General features: G+C 45.5%; 18 protein-coding genes. 5 read left to right on the forward strand and 13 right to left on the reverse strand.

Annotated features, from left to right (window positions below; genetic code table 11):
* Window positions 1-113 precede the first annotated feature (113 nt).
* Window positions 114-923: a CPBP family intramembrane glutamic endopeptidase gene (locus AC4G47_RS25985; protein WP_491103455.1), complete on the reverse strand. Its 810-nt coding sequence runs from the start codon at window positions 921-923 to the stop codon at window positions 114-116.
* Window positions 924-1,152: 229 nt separating this feature from the next.
* On the reverse strand, window positions 1,153-1,722 hold the full coding sequence (locus AC4G47_RS25990; protein WP_491103456.1) for an SF0329 family protein: 570 nt from the start codon (window positions 1,720-1,722) through the stop codon (window positions 1,153-1,155).
* Window positions 1,723-2,029: 307 nt separating this feature from the next.
* On the opposite strand from AC4G47_RS25990, the gene AC4G47_RS25995 reads away from it, so the two are divergent.
* Window positions 2,030-3,085 carry an ankyrin repeat domain-containing protein gene (locus tag AC4G47_RS25995; protein ID WP_491103458.1) on the forward strand — a complete coding sequence of 352 codons (1,056 nt, stop codon included), beginning with the start codon at window positions 2,030-2,032 and terminating at the stop codon, window positions 3,083-3,085.
* A 103-nt stretch (window positions 3,086-3,188) separates the two neighbouring features.
* Here the strand turns inward: AC4G47_RS25995 and AC4G47_RS26000 are convergent, their stop codons facing one another.
* Complete coding sequence (locus AC4G47_RS26000) at window positions 3,189-4,181, reverse strand: tRNA dihydrouridine synthase (RefSeq protein WP_491103459.1); 993 nt, start codon at window positions 4,179-4,181, stop codon at window positions 3,189-3,191.
* Between the two features lie 380 nt (window positions 4,182-4,561).
* Between AC4G47_RS26000 and AC4G47_RS26005 the strand changes: the two genes are divergently transcribed.
* Window positions 4,562-4,768 carry a DUF2536 family protein gene (locus tag AC4G47_RS26005; RefSeq protein WP_491103461.1) on the forward strand — a complete coding sequence of 69 codons (207 nt, stop codon included), beginning with the start codon at window positions 4,562-4,564 and terminating at the stop codon, window positions 4,766-4,768.
* 88 nt (window positions 4,769-4,856) lie between these two features.
* Here the strand turns inward: AC4G47_RS26005 and AC4G47_RS26010 are convergent, their stop codons facing one another.
* Entirely contained in the window at window positions 4,857-5,672 is an 816-nt protein-coding gene (locus AC4G47_RS26010; protein WP_491103462.1) for a VanW family protein, read from the reverse strand.
* 200 nt (window positions 5,673-5,872) lie between these two features.
* On the opposite strand from AC4G47_RS26010, the gene AC4G47_RS26015 reads away from it, so the two are divergent.
* Window positions 5,873-7,735, forward strand: coding sequence for a leucine-rich repeat domain-containing protein (locus tag AC4G47_RS26015; RefSeq protein WP_491103463.1), 1,863 nt, complete (start codon window positions 5,873-5,875; stop codon window positions 7,733-7,735).
* Window positions 7,736-7,852: 117 nt separating this feature from the next.
* Here the strand turns inward: AC4G47_RS26015 and rlmD are convergent, their stop codons facing one another.
* Together rlmD and AC4G47_RS26025 are read right to left on the reverse strand one after the other, a co-directional pair.
* Complete coding sequence (rlmD, locus tag AC4G47_RS26020) at window positions 7,853-9,445, reverse strand: 23S rRNA (uracil(1939)-C(5))-methyltransferase RlmD (RefSeq protein ID WP_491103464.1); 1,593 nt, start codon at window positions 9,443-9,445, stop codon at window positions 7,853-7,855.
* A gap of 28 nt (window positions 9,446-9,473) precedes the next feature.
* Complete coding sequence (locus tag AC4G47_RS26025; RefSeq protein ID WP_017690659.1) at window positions 9,474-10,355, reverse strand: diacylglycerol kinase; 882 nt, start codon at window positions 10,353-10,355, stop codon at window positions 9,474-9,476.
* A gap of 517 nt (window positions 10,356-10,872) precedes the next feature.
* On the opposite strand from AC4G47_RS26025, the gene AC4G47_RS26030 reads away from it, so the two are divergent.
* Window positions 10,873-11,589 carry an NPP1 family protein gene (locus AC4G47_RS26030; RefSeq protein WP_491103466.1) on the forward strand — a complete coding sequence of 239 codons (717 nt, stop codon included), beginning with the start codon at window positions 10,873-10,875 and terminating at the stop codon, window positions 11,587-11,589.
* A 116-nt stretch (window positions 11,590-11,705) separates the two neighbouring features.
* Here the strand turns inward: AC4G47_RS26030 and AC4G47_RS26035 are convergent, their stop codons facing one another.
* The gene (locus tag AC4G47_RS26035; protein ID WP_491103467.1) at window positions 11,706-12,632 is read right to left on the reverse strand and encodes a ketopantoate reductase family protein; all 927 of its coding nucleotides are present in this window, start codon (window positions 12,630-12,632) and stop codon (window positions 11,706-11,708) included.
* Window positions 12,633-12,812: 180 nt separating this feature from the next.
* On the opposite strand from AC4G47_RS26035, the gene AC4G47_RS26040 reads away from it, so the two are divergent.
* Complete coding sequence (locus tag AC4G47_RS26040; RefSeq protein ID WP_491103469.1) at window positions 12,813-13,379, forward strand: TetR/AcrR family transcriptional regulator; 567 nt, start codon at window positions 12,813-12,815, stop codon at window positions 13,377-13,379.
* 22 nt (window positions 13,380-13,401) lie between these two features.
* On the opposite strand, the gene bioC is transcribed toward AC4G47_RS26040, so the two are convergent.
* Genes bioC through bioA form a run of 6 tightly spaced genes read right to left on the reverse strand, consistent with a single transcriptional unit; the run spans window position 13,402 to window position 19,319 of the window.
* Window positions 13,402-14,262 (reverse strand): malonyl-ACP O-methyltransferase BioC, encoded by an 861-nt coding sequence (gene bioC, locus AC4G47_RS26045; protein WP_491103470.1) that lies wholly within the window; start codon window positions 14,260-14,262, stop codon window positions 13,402-13,404.
* Entirely contained in the window at window positions 14,249-15,040 is a 792-nt protein-coding gene (locus AC4G47_RS26050; RefSeq protein WP_491103471.1) for an alpha/beta fold hydrolase, read from the reverse strand. Before AC4G47_RS26050 ends, bioC begins: the two co-directional genes overlap by 14 nt.
* A 4-nt stretch (window positions 15,041-15,044) precedes the next feature.
* Complete coding sequence (gene bioF / locus AC4G47_RS26055) at window positions 15,045-16,214, reverse strand: 8-amino-7-oxononanoate synthase (RefSeq protein ID WP_491103473.1); 1,170 nt, start codon at window positions 16,212-16,214, stop codon at window positions 15,045-15,047.
* Between the two features lie 13 nt (window positions 16,215-16,227).
* Window positions 16,228-17,226, reverse strand: a complete 999-nt coding sequence (bioB, locus tag AC4G47_RS26060; RefSeq protein ID WP_491103475.1) for a biotin synthase BioB — start codon at window positions 17,224-17,226, stop codon at window positions 16,228-16,230.
* Between the two features lie 6 nt (window positions 17,227-17,232).
* The gene (gene bioD, locus AC4G47_RS26065; RefSeq protein ID WP_491103476.1) at window positions 17,233-17,964 is read right to left on the reverse strand and encodes a dethiobiotin synthase; all 732 of its coding nucleotides are present in this window, start codon (window positions 17,962-17,964) and stop codon (window positions 17,233-17,235) included.
* Window positions 17,961-19,319: an adenosylmethionine--8-amino-7-oxononanoate transaminase gene (gene bioA, locus AC4G47_RS26070; RefSeq protein ID WP_491103477.1), complete on the reverse strand. Its 1,359-nt coding sequence runs from the start codon at window positions 19,317-19,319 to the stop codon at window positions 17,961-17,963. Before bioA ends, bioD begins: the two co-directional genes overlap by 4 nt.
* Between the last annotated feature and the right edge of the window lie 305 nt (window positions 19,320-19,624).

Consider the following 19,624-nt stretch of genomic DNA (forward strand, 5'->3'; position numbering starts at 1 on the left):
CTAATGTTAAATTTAGAGTATTTACTCTATTTTGTCAATTGAAAACGAATTAAGTGTGCGTTTTGAGTATTTCACTTCACATACATAGCAGCCTATGAATTAATTAACTTTTGTTACATTGAAGATAATTTTCTACTCCAATTGTGGTTGGGGTAAACAAATGACAATACTGTCGCTCCAACAACACTTGGTAGTAAAATAAATGCAAAGAATCGAAGCGTAAAAACTCCACTCACATCGAAGTGTCCGTGAATGGTGCCTAAAATTTGTGTTGCAGTCATAATTGCAACATGAAATCCAATTGATGTCCATACATTTCCCGATATCGCCCTAAACACTCCTAGAATAATTGCAAAGCCAGGAATAAATTGAAGCTGTTCCACTGAATACATCGCCCCTATAAAATAGGCAAATATTGAGAAAATCAGTGATTGTAAAATGATTACGCCCCAATGAGGGACTAATTCATTTAAGTAACGATATATATATCCTCTAAATATATATTCTTCAGGTAATGCTTCTAATAAAAATATAGTGATGAATAAAATCAAAATACTTAGCAATAGGTGATTCCAATCTGTATTTACTTTTATTTCAACCCACCCAAGTATTAAACAAAAAAATAATCCAATCGATGCGGGAACCGTCCAGAGAAAGAAACCTAGACAAAATGAAAAGAGGTTCGTTCTAACATCTGCTTGCCCAAGTTGTTTCCACGGAATTTTGTCAATGTTCAGTCCCACTTGTATAAGAATAACGGTTAAAACAGTCGTGATTACAGCAATTAGAAAGTGCTTTAGAGGACTATATTCTTGCCCAATAAATGTGTCACTGAGATATGTTGTAAAATTCCAGATACTGATACCTAAAATCAGTACAGCAACAACTCTTATTAATATGTCTTTCATTTTTAAAACCTTCAATCTATATCCTCCTTTAGATTTTAATTTCCTAATTATAGTTGGTGTCCACCATTCATTCTATGAAATTCTTCAATAAAAAAGAGCCTTTCAATTGCTTAGAAAGGCTTTAAACTCACTGCTAGATCATTTATTTCCCATAATACATTAGTTGTTACAGCACTCCACATGTGTCGAAAGCTCAATGAGATTATCCCTGACACGATACGCTGTGAATGAAAGTGATTGAACTTCACAACGTACTTCGCCGTAATTCATAGAAATACTGCACAGCTGGATGCTTTAACTTCACCTGCTCGGACATGTTCAGAATTCGCTTTTTGCCAACTCGTCTATCCATTAAAGCCAGAATATTAAACAAGATATCCTTGCTCTCCAGATTATCTTCTATAGAAGTAGATAAAAACGTTGTAGCGACCACGGTAAAATTAGTTTTACTTAATGCGGTCTGTGCCAACAAAAGCTCTTTAGCATGTACGGAGATTTTTCTGCTTCTTGCTATGACTTCAAGACGATCCTCGGGAACGGGTCCTTTGACCTCTTTTCGTATAGCTTCAATCTCTTCATTGTTGACAGGAATCATGATCTCAGGATCGTTCTTGATCTCCTGCTCCGTCTGATACCATCGGATTGGGGTAGTTGCATCGCTCATATTGAGAACATTTTTTTTATCTACAGTAATATAACAATTGCCTGATTTATCAAGTGAATACCGATAGCTGGTTGCACGGTACTCTACTCTCCCAATTAACGCCGGACTAAGGAAACTCTCCAGTTGTTGCTTCAATTTGCTCCAGGACATAGATCCTCCTATTTTCAAAAGCCTACCGCACGAATTGCGGCGATCATTTCAAGTATCTTTTTTTCAACCCATCCCCAATATGGACACTCATCTAAAATTATAACACAGCCAAACTGAGCTACTCTCATGTTGATTTGGAAGCAGACCCTTTGCTCACTTTGTTCGTTTAATAATACCGTTGAATCCAGTTATTGGTTTTAAATTCCCCCATGTGATAAACTTGCAACAAATTATCTGCTTTCTATCAATCTATCATTGCCCATCATTACGAAAATATGATGTTATTCAGAAGGAGAGGGATATTTTAGTGGCTAAGAAAAAGACAACCTTACCTGCCCATATGGAGCAACTTATTAAAAATAATGATATTTCTGCTGTAAAAGAGGTCTTTGAGCAATGTGAATGGAATGCCTCCGGGGGCTACAGTAAAGGTACAGCTCTCAGCTTTCGGCAAATTTCGGATGAATTGGTCCGCTGGCTGGTGGAGCAAGGGGCCGATATCAACGCACGGGACAAATATAAACGCACGCCATTACACGCCCATGCCTCACACTGGTCAGGAAATGTACCCCTGTTCCTTGAATTAGGTGCGGATCTGGACGCTGTGGATTACCAAAATGAAACACCGTTACATGCAGCGGTCAATGGGTATAGAACCAAAGTGGTTCAAGAGTTGGTAAACCAAGGCGCTACTATTAACGTAGAAAATAAACAGGGAAATACGCCATTAGCTAAGGGGTTAGTCAATTGCAGGAATAGCGATATAGTCAGTATGTCGAAAATTTCAGCGATTCTGCTGGATGCTGGCGCAGCAGTCACCCCGGAAATGAAAGAGTCTGTGAAGCGGATCGGTAAGGATTTTCAATTCGTCCGTGAAAAGTTCAATAAGGACAAGGTAGATGAAGTTTCAGACGCGCTGAACAAACTGTACCAGTTATTTGATGTCGAGCCGGTAGCGAATCGGATCATGCACGATGGGACTGCACCCATTCAGGTAAAGGCAACCACTTGGCCTAAGCAACACCAAGAGTTGTGGGAATATCTCATCCCGGCCCAGGGACATGCGCAAACAGTGCAGGGAGAGGTCATCCGCATCACAGGGCGCGTATCCCATGAAATATTGGATAATGGCGGTGGAAACTGGGATGCGGAATATCGCAAGATGCTGGATGCACTGATTCGTCACCTGGGTACTGGCGCGCCACTATCTCCTGCACTTCTCCAAGAGGCAACAGACTTGGTCAGCAGGCTTCGCAATGGATCAGATTTTGATGCACCTGCCAGATTATCCGAGTTGGCAGTATTATGGGTGCTTGCCAATCCTCAGCCCGTGGCAATGGCACAGCCGGAGTATACGCGATAAATTCTAACCAAACATAAGTACAATAGCTAAAAAAGAAGCGGAATCGTTCCCGCTTCTTTCTTTGTAATTTTCCAACATCTCAATTATTAACCAACTTGGCAAATTAGTTCCCGCGTTCCTCCGCCACATCATGATCCTTACTCCCAAATTCATTAAGTAACGTACGTACTTCACTTGTCGACTTGGCGTTCATTAAGCTGTTTCTGAGCTCACTTGCCCCTCGAAATCCACGAACATAGATTTTAAAGAAACGGGCAAGCGCGCTGAACGAACGTGGCGCCTGTCCTGAATATTGATCATGGAGATCCAGATGCAGCCTTAGCAGATCAAGCAACTCCTCACTGCTGTGTTCCTTCGGCTCCTTCTCAAAAGCAAACGGATTCTGGAAAATACCGCGTCCAATCATAATCCCATCCACACCATATTGCTCCACGAGTCTGAGGCCTGTCTCACGGTCAGGAATATCCCCATTAATCGTCAGCAGTGTATTGGGCGCTATCTCATCACGAAGCTTCTTAATCTCCGGGATCAGTTCCCAGTGAGCGTCTACTTTGCTCATTTCTTCTCTCGTCCGCAAGTGAATAGACAGATTCACAATGTCTTGTTGCAAGATATGAGTTAACCAGTCGCGCCATTCGTCTACAGCTGTGAAACCGAGCCTTGTTTTTACACTGACAGGTAGTCCCCCAGCTTTCGCTGCTTGAATAATATCGGCTGCAATTTCGGGACGGCAGATCAATCCGCTTCCTTTTCCATTCTCCGCTACATTCGCTACAGGGCACCCCATATTGATATCTATCCCTTTAAATCCTTCTTTTGCCATACCGATACTCATCTCACGAAAGAATTCAGGCTTATCTCCCCAGATATGAGCCACAATCGGCTGTTCATCCGCCGTAAATGTCAACCGCCCTCGCACACTATGGTGCCCCTCCGGGTGACAATAACTCTCTGTGTTCGCAAACTCCGTAAAAAATACATCCGGTCTGCCCGCTTCACTTACGACATGCCGAAACACAACATCCGTCACATCTTCCATCGGTGCCAGTATAAAAAATGGGCGTGGCAATTCACGCCAAAAGTTTTCCTTTGTCATATCCAAAACTCCTCTATACATACCAGGACAGTCTATGTCCTCATTAATAGTAAAAAATCGTAACTCATGCCTCTGCATGCTTACCATCTACATTAGAATTATCAGTTTCGTTGCAATTGACATTATGGTGTCCTAGCTTCTTCTTCACTTATACCATGCAAATGTAACTTTGTTCAAACAGCAGTATCTGTTATTACTTCCATTAGATCTTCAGATTATTGAACGTTCGATGATTTCGAAATTGCCCTTTCCCGATTTTATCACGTCTTTATTAGATTTTCAGCCCGATTGCTCTTGCCGAACTGGAAAAGCTCCTCTAAAATGAAGCTCGGCAGGCTTTTAACCTGTAAATCGTAATTTGGAGGAGGCCTGGATTATATATGGAAATTTCACTGGATATGATTAAAGACAAAGTCGAATGCTTGCAGGCTTATGACTTCCGTGAACTGGAACGAGCGATCGAAGAACGAATCGGAATGAACAAGGCGCTGCTGCTTCGGGTGAAGCAAGTTCAGCATCAAGTGACGTTGGACCCTTTTCGCAACAAAATGTTATATAGTGCAGTCGTACATTTTGCCGTAGATTGATGGACTAGAGTAGGGAATATGCGATTTCGCAAAAAGGAAATGGGCAGGTTATCCAATGGATAACCTGTCCAGCCAAACCAACGTGTAGCTAATCAATGCTCGCTGTTTCAGTTAATAAGGGGGAATACATCATGAGTGCATTGTTCTCTGTGATGAATTCATCTCTAATCAGTTCGCCCTCCTGATTGAAAATCTGCCGATGAATCACATTTCTCCTCACGTAACCTCCCCAATGCTGCTGCTCAATGCGGTGCTGCTTCTCATAGATTTCATAAGAATGCAGTGCTTTCTCGTCTGCACGCCATTCTCCTCGCAGCACATGATCTTTCAATTCCAGATGAAGCTGGTAACATGTTGTCGTCGGATTCGAGATCATCAGATCCAGATAATTATAAGCACACGTTGCCCCGCTTCCAAACGGTTGTGTGCGGTTAGAATCCGGGAATACATCATAACTGTGCCGATGACGCTCAACAACCGCGAGCGGTGTGTGCAGCGTCATCCAATAGATCAGGTTAGAAAGCTGACAGAGTCCTCCGCCAACCCCAGGTTTGAAGCCGCCATAAAATAATACCATGCCCGGAACGTAACCTTTGCGTGCTGTAGTTTTACCAATCAGCTTCCAGTAGGACATCGTTTCACCAGGCTGAAGGAGAAGTCCATTCAGACGTGTAATTGCAATTGACAGATTGATTTCTTTGTTATGCTGAAGCCACATATCCACGTCCTTCAATTTTCGAAGGGTTGGTGTGTCATGCTGAAATACAACATACGGGAGCTTTTCCTGCGAGAACGATTTAGCGAATGAAGTGCCGTCAACCAGCCATTTGGCATACCTTCGCCAAGTATAGTATGTTTTTCCCAACATCAGCCGCAGCTTGGATCTCGGAATGGGTTTCTTCATTACTTCATCAATCCTTCCTTCATATTCTTACACCATCTATCTCTTATATGACGTTCTACTTTTCACCTCTGGTTATGACAAACTTACAAATCCGAAGTATTTTTTTACATAGAGAAGCTTTCATAGGAATAGACCGGGTATAATGAAGTCAAATGACAGTTCAGCATGATCTTTATTATCATAATGAAGGAGGAGCATCCGTGGCATTTATTCCGTTAAACTGCCCCAATTGTAACGGAAGAATTGAATACAAGGAGGATGAAGTTTTAAAGTGTCCCTATTGTGAAACAGAGCTTTTATTGAAACAAAATCATGTCTACTATGTGGATCAGACCATTAACCATTACCACGGAACGCCTCCCAAGGCACCGCCGGAGCAGACCGTCTCCGTAAAGCTAATGCTAATACTGATGTTAGTCCTAACTGGCGCCATCGGTACTTATTTTTATTATAGCAACAGCTCCACTCATCCAAAAACAGAGGCCAATCTGCCTGTACGGAAAATGCCTGAAAGCGAGGTTCTGCTCTCCTTTTTGCGGGATATCTTCGATAAAGGATCTGCCTTGCCGACAGAAGAGGAATTGGCTCGTCTGTGCTATTTGATCGTAGAGTATTCGGATAATGACCAATGGCAGTTTACCTACAGCTTCTCCGATCCCTTCAGCGATGAGCAGGCCGAGAAGATCACTTATATTACTCAGGACAAGAAACTGAATACCCAGAAGATCGATCAGAAAGATTTTGAAGCCTTTACGGGACTGACGGCATTGGATCTGAGCGGAACCTACGAAATCTCGCAATCGAATCAAACCACTTTCGCCCATATATCCGGTTTAAAAAGCTATGGGGGTGCTTTTAACGAATCCTTTAGCAGTTTTTCTGGCTTCTTTGGTGACAAGTCTACAATTACGGAGCTTTCCACTCAACTTCGCAGCAATCAGGAATTGGCCACGTTGCTGGAATTTCCTAATCTGAGTTCTTTATCCATTACCTATGTGGATGAGTCCGTAACGGATTTTTTTCTGTTAAACAAGCTGCCGCTTAAGTCTCTGTCACTCACCTATGTCAATGAACTGGGATGGTTGTCGTCCATGACCGGGCTGTCATCTTTGTCTATACATTACAGTGAAGCTACAGACCTACAGCCGCTGTATGCCTTAACCCAGCTTCAGGAGCTTCAGCTTTCCTATTTAACCAACGTAAAGTCCATCGACTTTGTGCAAAATATGCCTGCTCTACAAACGCTAGACATTGAAAATGTAAACTTTTCCAGTCTGGAGCACTTGGCCGATAAAAACTCCATTACTACACTACGCCTGGCTTCTCTAAGTCTTAGCTCGGTAAAGTCCATAAATAGTCTGCCCTCTCTGCGGGATTTAACGTTGTCCGGTTACTACGAGAAAGCAGAAGCGCTGACATTGCCTAATGTAGAGCGGATAGAAATCCCAGGCTCCTTTCTCCCCGGGCTGAAGGCGTCTGCCGTAACCAGCCTGACGATCCGGGGCGGAAGCGGAGAGTTAAATTTGGCGGCGCTAGGGAAATTTCCGAAGCTGAAGCAGCTTTCCCTCTGGGAGATCAGTGAAATAACTCATCTTGACACCCTGGACAGTTTGCCACACCTACAGACCCTAAACATTTATGACTCTTCACTGTACAAGGAGAGCGATGCCTTATTTCGTTTAAAGCAGGTTAAATCTCTGATGTGCTCCGAGTGTAGGCTGAACTTTGAACAAAAGGCGGCCGCGGAGAACAGCGTGCTTGAACATCTGACCTTAGAGCAGCCATATTTCAGCATAAACAACAACTCTGTTACTGAAGTTGACCAAATGATGCCTTACTTTGCCAAAATGTCCGCTCTACGTTCCTTCACTCTGCAAGACAGCAATTTGGCTTCTCTTGAATTTATGAGTAACTGGCAGGCCATAGAAGAGCTTCATCTCGAGAACAATGCCATTTCCAATATCGAGACCCTAAGCCGACTTCCTAATCTGCAAAAGGTATTTCTAGCCGGAAATTCCGTACAAAACAAATCTGTGGTTGGTACGGGTGTGCGCGTATATTAATTACCGCCTGGGATGATGGGGAGTTTTAGACTATTTTAGTTAATGGATGGTATTAAAACAAAGACAAGAAGGGGTTCGAGAATCATGTATAAATTCTCGAACCCCTTCTGTTTATGTTTAGCTTCTCACCAACATCGCAACCGACTCCACATGCACGGTATGCGGGAACATATCAACCGGCGTGAGCTCAACCGTACGATACCCGCCATCCTCCAGCACACGCAGATCACGTGCCAATGTGCTTGGATTACAGCTCACATATACCACACGCTCAGGCTTCATCTCCAGAATCGTATCCAGCAAACGTGGATCGCAGCCCTTACGCGGTGGATCGACAACGATCACGTCGGCTTCGATGCCTTGTTCTTTCCAGCGCGGAATAACGTCCTCGGATGCACCAACTTCAAACTTCACGTTCTTCATGTCGTTCAACATCGCATTGCTGCGGGCATCTTCAATGGCTTCAGGCACAATCTCTACCCCGTACACCTGATCCGCATGTTGCGCGAGGAAAAGAGAAATCGTACCGATGCCGCAATAGGCATCAATGACAGTCTCTTTACCACTCAACCCTGCGTACTCTACCGTTTTCCCATACAGTACTTCCGTCTGCACCGGATTCACCTGATAGAACGAACGTGCTGAGATGGCAAACTGCACATCACCGATATAATCGTAGATCACATCACGGCCCCACAGAACGCGGGTCTCATCGCCAAAGATGACGTTGGTCTGCTTCTTGTTCACGTTCTGACAGATGCTCGCCACATGCGGAATCGCTTCGCGGATACTGCCAATCCATTCATCCTTGTACGGAATATCTCGGCCATTGGTGACCAATACGAGCATCATCTCGCCTGTACGGAACGCCTTCTTCACGACTACGTGGCGCAACAAGCCGCGACCTGTCTCTTCGTTATATGCGCTGATTCCAAAATGACTGCCGATCTCCTTAACCTTCGCAACCACTTCGTCATTGTGCTCATGCTGAATGAGACAGCTCTCCATATCAATGATCCGGTGACTTCCTTTAGCGTAAAATCCACCTACCAAACCGCCCTCGGTCACACCAATCGGTACCTGTGCCTTGTTGCGATAGCGCCATGGCTCGTCCATGCCCATCGTAGGAAGGACGCGAATGCCCTGCTCCGCATCCTCCACCATCACGTTCAATTTGCCAATCCGCTGCAAATTATCTACCACCAACTGGCGTTTCCACGCAAGCTGTCCGGCATAGCTCATATGCTGGATCTGGCAGCCGCCGCACTGATCGTAGATCGGGCAAGGCGCAGACACACGATCCGGGCTTGCCTTCACGATCTCCAGCAGTTTGGCGTAACCATACTGCTTCTTGGTTTTCATTACGCGCACGCGAACCGTTTCACCTGGAAGCGCACCCTGCACGAAGAGCGTGTATCCACTCGCACGGCCTACTCCCTCACCGTCATGGTTCATGCCAATGATGTCGATGACGGTCTCTTCATTTTTGCTAACGGGTAGTCCTTCGACTGATGCAGATTCACGCGCTCTCCCCTTTGGACGAACGCCAGAAAGAGATGCGCCTTGTGGCCGCACCTCTTTTCCTTGCTGACGTGGTGATGGACGAGATGATTGACTTGGCTGACGGGACGCTGAAGCGTTCCCTTGCCCCTGAGAGGCAGCCGAATTCCGGCGGTTTTTTCCACGACCGCTGCGGTTCGTATTAGACAACGTACATTCACTTCTTTCTTTTTAGTATTTAACGATACAGCATCAAATGATGACGCAAATTTGTAAACGTAGCTGGCAGCGTGCCACCCAGTTCTCCATCGAGGTTCAACTGCACATAACCCGGCGACGTAACTTCCATATGACTCGTCTGGAAATGAACCACTTTCTTGTCGTTCAGATGCTCCCCACGTAGCGCGAGCGTTACAAGGCGGATCATATCGGCCAGATTACATTTGCGCACACCGATCACATCGAACAGACCATCATCAATGGTTGCACCCGGAGCCAGCTTCTCGAAGCCCCCAACCGAATTGGTATTGGCGATGAGGAATAACATGAATTCATCATGGATCTCCTCCTGACCATCGGCGCGGATAATCAGCTCCTGTGGAGACAGGCTTGCCATTTTCTCAATACCCTTCATATAATAGGCCAGTTGCCCAATCATCGTTTTCAGACGACTCGGTACCTCATAGGTAAGTTCAGTCAATGATCCGCCACCGGCGATGTTGATAAAATATTTATCATTCGCTTTGCCCAGATCGAGCGGACGAAGCTGCTGGTTAATGACCAGATCCACGTAATCTTCCCACTGTCTAGGAATGCCAAGTGCACGTGCAAAATCATTCGTCGTTCCCAAAGGAAACACACCCAGCGGAGGACGATTCTCCCGCTCGGCCATACCGTTAATGACTTCGTACAATGTACCATCGCCGCCAGCAGCAATAATCATGTCATATCCGCGCTCAATTGCGAGTTCGGCTTCCCGGGTTGCGTCACCTTCACCCGTTGTTGCGTGACATGAAGCTTCAATACCACCTTGATCCAAACGCTGCAAAATATCAGCCAGACGTTTCTTCATTTCTTCCCGGCCTGAGGTCGGATTATATATTAAGCGAGCTTTTTTCATCTCATACGCCACCTATTCCACATTATCCATGAGTCTGAACGACCTCATAATCTTACGTTGCACGAGTCCACAGAAGGGCATATTTTTTACACCATCATGATCTTCCGTTAATTCTGCTCGAACCTTTCGTCTTACCTATATCTATGCATTAGGAATTCCGTCTCATTCCAAAGCCTTTATCTCCTATCATATCATCAAATGTAAAGATGTCCTAGCCTGTAATATATAAGTATATTTTTTCATATCCGTGCCTACTATTCCGTCCATTACCCAATAAACCTCTCGCACCTATCTTGAATCTGTCCCACTTACTTTTCTGTAAAATAGTCTCATTAATCAACCATTCTGCCCGCTTGGGCAGGAATTAGTCTTCGGTAACCTCATATTATTATGACATAAATATGCTACAAATTTACAAATCTTAAGATGAAAAGATAAATAAAACAAATCATTTTCCAATATAGTCTTATTGAACCTCAACCCAGTACCACATCATACCCGTGAAGGAGAAGTGTAAATGAAAAAAATCGTGTTAATGTTCATGGTTTCGCTTATGGCCTGTATTCCTTGGGTCACCGTTATTGAAGCGGCAGAAATTAATCATGATCAGGTTGTCGGATTCCAGGAAGTTACGCCTGTCACCGTAACGCAACAAGCAGCCAAGCGTTTTCAGCCTTTTCTGAAAGTCTATCATGGTTGCGTGCCTTTCCCCGCAGTGGATCAACAGGGCAATACCAGTGCTGGCTTGAACACATCCGGGTCATCCAATGGAAACTGTAGCTCAAGTACAGGCCAGGTCTACTCCCGTTCCACCTGGCACAATGGGGTATGGGCCATTATGTATTCGTGGTATTTCCCTAAAGACTCCCCTTCCACTGGACTCGGCCACCGTCATGATTGGGAAGGAATCGTCGTGTGGGTAGATAATCCGGCAGCGGCCAATCCTCAAATCCTCTCCATCGCGTATTCCGGTCACGGACAGTTCACTAACGTCACACCGAGCAATACCAACACACAAGGCAATAATCCGTTGATATCCTATAATAGTACCTGGCCACTGAACCATCAGCTTGGCGTTACCAGCGCTGTAGGTGGAACACAGCCTTTAATCGGGTGGGATGACCTGACACCCGCAGCCCGTAATGCGCTCAACACCACGGACTTTGGCAGTGCCAACGTGCCCATGAACGATAGCAATTTTACGAACAATTTAAACAAGGCCTGGTTTAGGTAAAAAAGGGAAAAATCCCCTTCAAGCAGACACGGAGCTTGGAGGGGATCTCGTATGGATTGCTTTACCCAGATTCGTTCGAACCTGCTATTTCGCAGTCACACTGCGGGGACTTCAACTTATTTTAGAGCAGAAACTGCCTTTTTAAGCTCATCCCAATGAGGTGTGGGCCTTTGGGTTGCCTTTTTCCAATCGGTAAATGCATCATTTAAAGCTTCTATTTCGCCAAAAGAACCCGCCATCAGCTTATACATCGGAAGCATGCTATAGATTTTCAATATCAGATACAGCATCCGCTTATGCTTGCGGATCAGCTTGGCCTGTGCTTTCGGGATCATGGCGATGCCCATCGCCTCCAGTACAGCCATTCCCTCGTTCATGGCCCCAATCATGTGCAGGAGCTGTTTTTTGTTACCCTCCGGCTTCTTCAACTCTCGCTCTTCATTAAAACTCACCGCATTCAGCATCAAAATCGGGATGAGATGGCTTTTCAGCCAAGCATCGATATCTTCATTCACATCCAGCTTGTATTTTGCATTAACAAATGCCTGATCCAGCAGAGGTTGAAAAGGAATCTCACCGTCCAACGCGCCGATCACCATCAGTCCCTTTCCCACGCCTATGGATAGCATCCGATTGCCGTTCCGCTTCCCACCGCTAACGTGAAAACCAAACGCCACTCGCTTTTCCACCCGGCTATTCTCTTCCAGAAACGTCTGCATGCTTCGCGCATCCGCGTTGTTGCCTACAATCACAATGTTGTTACTCTTATTTTCAGCGAGAATGGGTAACACCAATGGAAAATCATTATATTTCATGACGACGAAAATAAGATCATAGATATCATCCTCTTTTAATTCTCTTGTTACACGAACCGGATCGACTGTTGTTTTAAACTGAAACACATGACGAATGACGATGCCATCCCTCTCCAACTCTTCAGCCCGTTTCCCTCTAGCCAGAACCGTAACGTCATTTCCTCCACGTACCAGAACGTGGGCCAGTTGACTGCCCAACACACCTGCGCCATATACTAAAATTTTCATTCGATATCCCTCTATTTCGAATTTTATGAATAATCGTTGCTTTATGAACATTTGTTGATAAAATAAGATTAACAAAGCACCTGTTGTGCTTCAATCGTTAAAATATCTGTTTCTGTTGAATAATCAACGAAATGCACATTATTGTTGAAAAGTATTATAGAAATATGAGTAGGAGGGGCCATGGACAGACGCGTATTCAAGACAAGAAAGGCCATTATGGAGGCTTTGGTGGGGCTACTGGAAGAGAAGGATTTCGAGCAGATTACGATCAATGACATTGCTGACCGTGCCAATGTCAACCGTGGCACCATTTATTTACACTACACGGATAAGTTTGATCTACTGGACCGATGCATTGAGACGTATTTGCAGCAATTGGTGGATACCTGTCTCAACGATAGTCCTACATCTCCGGTTACCGCCAAAGATGCGCTGCTGCGCACCTTCCGCTACCTTGAAGAGCATGCGGCAATTTATACCACACTTCTAACGAAAAAGGGGATTCCCGCATTCCGAAGCAAGCTGATGACACTTATGGTCCAGGGAGTCGAAGAACAAATGCACGCATGTGGCATCCAGCAGGGCATGAAAATGGAGATTACCGTGCAATTCCTGGCTTCAGCCGCCGTGGGCCTGCTGGAATGGTGGATCATGCATTCCATGCCTTATCCCGCGGAGGAAATGGTTGAGCAATTAATATCTTTGCTGGAGCTTCATCTGAGTCTGCATGCTCCGGTAAAGGGTTAATATCGCTTTAATTCCATGATTATTAAGGAGCCTCGGATTGAATGAATAGGAGATCATAAGTTGCAGAGACTCCCCCCTGTATGCTGAACTTATCTTCGTACTCCTTATACATATTGATGAACAAACGTCGTAAACTGTGCCCAGATATCGATACTGCTTCTGAAGCGCTAGCTCCCATTCCTTTAACCGAATATAGAAAATCTCTTGCGGAAGCATACTTTTCCATATGAATCGAACGCTCACAAGCGAAACTAGAATATCCGGTTTCCTGAAGCATGATTTCCCATTGAACAGGCGATTGAAACGAAAGTCCATGCCGCTGTGCTTCCATTCCATTGGCTCGATAAACTTCATTAAATGCCTCATGCATCTCACGAAATGTATCAGGCCCAAATGTCGTAAATATCAGCAAGCCCCCAGGGCGTAGCATTCGCCGAAGGTGACCCAGTGTTTCCTGCGGAGAACTTAGCCATTGAAAACAGGCGTTGGAAACAATGATATCCACTGAGCACTCCGGGGCATTTACTGCCCACATTTCGATATCTGCTTGTAGAAGACGTAAACGATCCGTTGTACAATTCCCAGCACCTGGATGCTGCGCTGATAGGAACCGTTTTGAAGCCACATCGATCATCTCGGGTGCAATGTCAAGTGCAGTAATATTCGCACTAGGCCATTCATTTACTACGATTTGAGTCAAAGCCCCCGTGCCACAACCGATCTCAAGAATGCTCGGATCACTTATGAACCCTTTGTTTTTCCATCCTGCGAGAGATCTTGCTAGCTGATCAGCCATAGAACGCTGAACATGAGCATGTGCATCATAAGAAATGGCACTACGGTTAAATTGGCGTTGAACAGCCCTACTTCTACGAATGGTCATGCCACCATCTCCTCCATTCATCAGCTATGTGTACTTCCTTTCCCAAAAAGGGCGCATGTCCGCAGGCGGTTAATGTAACTAACTTAGCTTGAGGTAATTGAGTCATAAGCTCCAATCCAGCACCGTAAGGACAAATCACATCTTCATTCCCGTGAATGAGAAGAACCGGACAATCGATATTTGACAGTTGAGACAAGCATTCCTCGCTTCGTAAAATCTGAAGACCTGCTAATAGTGCTCGAGTTGTCCAGCTACCCATTTGAGGTAGACGTTCAGCAAGGCCTGTCTCCCATTCTTGCTCCGTAAACATGATCTTTCGAAATTTGGTTTCAACTGCATATCGATCCTTTAAGATCCCTTTGATCATCTGCCTAACGTATGCATCTGCCAAGCCGCGGTCAAACTCTTCTTCTGAGCGGGTAAAACGAGCCGTTGCACCGAACAGTACAAGGCCATCCACGTAACCTTTAGCCGCTAGTCTGAGCGCCAGTAAACCTCCGAGCGACCAACCTGATATCAGAAGCGGACGGTGAAACATTCTTTCCCTGCAAGCTGATCCTTCAATAAATAACATATTCCTAACTGCTGTTTCAGTTAAGCCCAGCATTTCCTCTGGAGAATTGACAGCACTGTAATCTACAGAAATATGGCGAAAATCAGGCAATAACAGGCGAAGACGGTCAAACACCACATCTGGCATACTCCATCCCGTCAGCCATAATATGGTTCCGCTTGACTCTTCGTCAATTTGCAACGAATTATTATCTGAAGCATTCATGAGCTCAGCACCCTAACTGAAGCCCGATTTTGCAGATTAGTGCGCTGGCATCATTCAGTTCCTCAGGGGTATGGTCGGCTGATAAGGAGAAGCGAATTCGCGCGGTGCCATCAGGAACGGTAGGCGGCCGGATGGCGACCCCAGCAATACCGCCTGCTTCAAGTGCCTCACTGAAACGAAGAGCCCTTTCGTTATCACCGACCATTAGCGGTACAATAGGAGAGTCCCCGGTTCCAACGTTAAACCCGGCATCATAAAGCGAAGAACGAAATAATCTACTTGCCGAGTGGAGGCGTTCGCGACGCCAATGATCCGCCTGTACCAAAGTTAACGCTGTTGAAATACCAGCTACGAGAGAAGGCGGCAATGCCGTTGAATAGATGAGCGGCCTGGCTTTGTTGATGAGAAAGCGGATTAATATTCGGCTGCCGCAGATATAAGCTCCATATAAACCGAATGATTTGCTAAACGTCCCCATATGCACATCTACATCATTTTGCAGACCAAGCTTAAAGCAAAGTCCTTCGCCCCGTTTCCCGTAGATGCCCCCGCTGTGCGCCTCATCCACCATCAGAATTGCCCCGTACTCATGTTTGAGGGCAACGAGTTCAAGCAAGTGTGCTTGATCACCATCCATTGAAAAGACGGCATCCGTAACAATCAGCTTACGTGGTTTATCCCGATGTTTGTTCAATAACACCTTCAGATGCTCTATATCATTATGTCGATACCGAGCATGTTCTGCACGGCTCAGCACAATACCGTCCACTATGCTGGCATGGTTTAATTGATCACTAAAAACCACATCACCCCGGCCTACAAGTGCACGAATGACACCAGAATTAGCCATATAGCCATTTGCAAAAACAAGCGCGGCTTCACTATGCTGCCAAGTGGCCAGTGCTTCTTCCAAGTGACCATAATGCGGCCGATTTCCAGTAACAAGACGAGATGCCCCCGAGCCTCCTCCTTCGGTGAGAAGCATCTCGCGAATCGTATCAATGATCGCGGGATGTCGTGCAAGTCCTAGATAGTCATTGGAGGCCAGGTTGAGGAGCACTCGGTCTCCCCTCAACGTATAACCAGGACAATCTGGAACCGCGGCACTGTCACGCAAGTAACGTTCATTGGAGGCATCAGCCAATAACCCAAGTTCTTTTTCCATCCAGTTCATATTCCGTACCGCCCTAAAGTGCATTTAACTCAATCTCAAAACCCAAATCTTCAATCATTTGATAATCGTTCGATATTTCTTGACCTGCAGTTGTTAAATAATCACCTACAAAGAGTGAATTTGCAGCATACAGTGACAAAGGTTGCAGCGTACGGAGGTTGATTTCGCGTCCACCCGCAACACGAATCTCTTTAGATGGACAGATGAACCGAAATAGTGCCAGTACCTTTAGCGCCTTCATAGCCGGAGTGCGTTCTTTTCCTTCCAGAGGGGTCCCTGGTATCGCATTCAGGAAATTAATCGGAATCGAATCCGCATCAAGCTTACGGAGCGCGAAAGCCATCTCGACAATTTCCTGATTACTTTCTCCCATACCGATAATGACACCGGAGCAGGGGGACATGCCGTATGCTTTTACCTGTTCCACTGTTTCAATTCGCTGATCATAGGTATGAGTTGTGGTGATCAACGGATAATTGGTCTTGCTTGTGTTCAAGTTGTGGTTGTATCGGTGCACACCTGCTACCGCCAAACGTTCTGCTTGGCCTTCCTTCAAGATTCCTAGACAAGCACAGATTTTAAGTGGCATCGTTTCACGGATTTCTTTTACCGCGTCTACAACTTGATCCAGCTCCTTATTCGTGGGACCTTTTCCTGAAGCTACAATGCAATAGGTTCCTGCTTTACGCGCCATAGCTTCGTGTGCTCCTGCAAGCAACGTTTCTTTGTCGAGCAAGCTATATTTTTGGATGGGTGCGGTGGATACGATGGATTGTGAGCAATAACCGCAATCTTCGGGACAAAAACCGCTTTTGGCGTTGATGATCATATTCAGCTTCACTTTTTTGCCGTAAAAATATTGTCTCACATGAAAAGCAGCTTGCATCAGCGGCAATACCTCATCGTCATTTGCTTCAAGCACGGCAAGCCCCTCTTCAATGGTTAAACATCCACCATTCAACGATCGATTCGCAATCGACAACCATTCTAGATTACTTACCGTTGTTTTCATATTTATTCATCCTCCCATGGATTGAACTGTTATTGCCTGTCTGATTGGTGTTAAACGGATCTTTTCTCGAATCACTTGGATCAACAATTCCGTATTTATTTCGTCCATTAAGCGGGGAATGCGTCCAAGAAAGGATATGCCGCAATAACGTTCAATCAGATCCGCGTTCGTTGCGATGCTTGAGTCGTTATATATCTCATCAGATTCACCGTCGTTCAGAATAAAACCTACGATCGGAATCCCATGCTGCTGCAGGTATGACACAGTAAGAAGTGTGTGGTTAATCGTACCTAGACCCGTCCGCGCAACGATCAAAGCCGGTGTCCGAAGCTTCGAGATCAAATCCACTACAAGAGAGTCTTCGGTCAGTGGAACAGCGACGCCGCCTGCCCCTTCGATGAGTACCCATTCGTATCGATCTGCCAACGACTGACCAGCGCTGATTATCTCCTGCAACGTAATAGCAACCCCATCCTGCTTGGCAGCGAGCATCGGGGTAAGAGGAGCTTTGAATGTAAATGTCGCAACATCCTCGGCACGCTCATGAATTCCGGTGTATTGCAAAAGACGTTCCGCATCGGTTTCTCCGCTGCCAAGAAGTCCACCGGACTGCACGGGCTTCCAGACGCCTATATTCCGCTTTTCAGCACGAAGGGCGGCGACAAGAGCACCTGTAACGATTGTTTTCCCAACACCAGTGTCCGTACCTGTTACGAATAATCCGCGAATTACATTCATGTTTCCGAACCACCTTCGGTGACGTCAAAAATTGATTTCATTAAGATATCGATCATTGCATCAAGCTCTGCCTCTGTGCTAGCAAGAGGAGGAATGAACACAACAACATTACCAAGCGGTCTTGTAAGCATGCCAAGCTCTCTGGCCCGCCCGGTTACACGAACGCCGATACGTTCGGCCCAATCGTACGGTTCCCGAGTAGCTTTATCCCGCACAAGCTCAATTCCTAACATCAGTCCCTTTTGCCTGATATCACCGACGTGCGGAGAATCTTTAAGCGCTGAGAGCTTGTACTCTACAAAAGACGCCTTTGCTCTTACACCTTCTAACATGTTGCGCTCTTCAAACCGTTTCAAGCTAGCCAAAGCAACGGCGCAGCCGAGCGGGTTACCTGTAAAGGAATGACCATGGAAAAATGTTTTTTGCTCTTCATAATCGGCATAAAATGCGTTGTACACCTCATCTGTTGCCAGTGTCGCTGCCACAGGTAAATAGCCGCCTGTAAGGCCCTTGCCTATCACCATCAAATCAGGTGATACCTCTTCGAGATCACAAGCAAACATAGCGCCTGTCCTACCGAAGCCTGTCGCCACCTCATCGGCTATGAACAGTACGCCATAAGTACGGCAAAGTGCCACCATCTCGCGTAGGCAACCCTCGGGCATAATAAGGATGCCACTAGCCCCTTGCACAATCGGCTCCACGATGATAGCCGCGATTTCATCTGCACTGGTTTCAAGTAAATTACGTAATGCGATTAACGTAGCTTCCATTGCTTCCAGTTCGCCGTCCTCATGTCGATATTCGTAAGGATATGGAATGACATAAGTAGGAAACATCATGGGACGGAACACAGCATGGTACAACGGAATTGCACCGACACTAACCGCACCAATCGTATCTCCATGATAGGCTTGATTCATCGTAATAAACTTCGTTTTACCGGTTTCTCCTCGGTTCTTCCAGTATTGAAACGCCATTTTCACTGCGATCTCAACACCGGTTGCTCCCGAATCGGAATAAAATACTTTATTTAATCCTTCTGGGGAAATCTCTACTAGTTTCTCTGCAAGCTCAATAGCGGGCACATTAGCCATTCCGAGTAGAGTAGAATGTGCGACACGTTCCAACTGATCCGTTATTGCTTGGTTCAGCTCCGGTACGTTATGTCCGTGAACATTAAGCCAAACCGAGGAGAAGCCATCATAATAGGCACGTCCTTGGACGTCATACAGCATGATGCCTTCGCCTCGTTCAATAATGAGAGGATCGGAGTTATTGTAATCTTTCATCTGCGTAAAGGGGTTCCATAAATGAGCCTTATTTATAGCTGCAAGCCGTTCATAATGCGTCACAAGATATCACCTTCCGTTAGATCTTTTCAATTGTTAACCAAATTACTTATTTAGGTTAACAATTGAATGTTGACATCTTATCAGACAAAAACGTACCTGTAAAGAGAATCATTTCAGGATTTGTTTTGATTTATCCCCCCTAAAATTTACTAGATGAAACCTACGTGAGTGCGGACTGGCGGACTTCGAGAGATAGATTCAGACGATAATATTCCTCCATTAGAACCCTGATCCTTCACTCTCTCTGCGCGGATTGAACCCGGAATTTCGCCTCGTAGAGGGTTTTGCCAAACACAAAAAAAACA

The organism is Paenibacillus sp. Negev47 (assembly GCF_058313655.1).

What these genes read in the sequence shown, in the direction of transcription:
- AC4G47_RS25990 (WP_491103456.1), bottom strand. Translation starts at nt 1,722, where the DNA reads ATGTCCTGGAGCAAATTGAAGCAACAACTGGAGAGTTTCCTTAGTCCG.
- AC4G47_RS26000 (WP_491103459.1), bottom strand. Translation starts at nt 4,181, where the DNA reads ATGACAAAGGAAAACTTTTGGCGTGAATTGCCACGCCCATTTTTTATA.
- AC4G47_RS26005 (WP_491103461.1), top strand. Translation starts at nt 4,562, where the DNA reads ATGGAAATTTCACTGGATATGATTAAAGACAAAGTCGAATGCTTGCAG.
- AC4G47_RS26010 (WP_491103462.1), bottom strand. Translation starts at nt 5,672, where the DNA reads ATGAAGAAACCCATTCCGAGATCCAAGCTGCGGCTGATGTTGGGAAAA.
- AC4G47_RS26025 (WP_017690659.1), bottom strand. Translation starts at nt 10,355, where the DNA reads ATGAAAAAAGCTCGCTTAATATATAATCCGACCTCAGGCCGGGAAGAA.
- AC4G47_RS26030 (WP_491103466.1), top strand. Translation starts at nt 10,873, where the DNA reads ATGAAAAAAATCGTGTTAATGTTCATGGTTTCGCTTATGGCCTGTATT.
- AC4G47_RS26035 (WP_491103467.1), bottom strand. Translation starts at nt 12,632, where the DNA reads ATGAAAATTTTAGTATATGGCGCAGGTGTGTTGGGCAGTCAACTGGCC.
- AC4G47_RS26040 (WP_491103469.1), top strand. Translation starts at nt 12,813, where the DNA reads ATGGACAGACGCGTATTCAAGACAAGAAAGGCCATTATGGAGGCTTTG.
- bioC (WP_491103470.1), bottom strand. Translation starts at nt 14,262, where the DNA reads ATGACCATTCGTAGAAGTAGGGCTGTTCAACGCCAATTTAACCGTAGT.
- AC4G47_RS26050 (WP_491103471.1), bottom strand. Translation starts at nt 15,040, where the DNA reads ATGAATGCTTCAGATAATAATTCGTTGCAAATTGACGAAGAGTCAAGC.
- bioF (WP_491103473.1), bottom strand. Translation starts at nt 16,214, where the DNA reads ATGAACTGGATGGAAAAAGAACTTGGGTTATTGGCTGATGCCTCCAAT.
- bioB (WP_491103475.1), bottom strand. Translation starts at nt 17,226, where the DNA reads ATGAAAACAACGGTAAGTAATCTAGAATGGTTGTCGATTGCGAATCGA.
- bioD (WP_491103476.1), bottom strand. Translation starts at nt 17,964, where the DNA reads ATGAATGTAATTCGCGGATTATTCGTAACAGGTACGGACACTGGTGTT.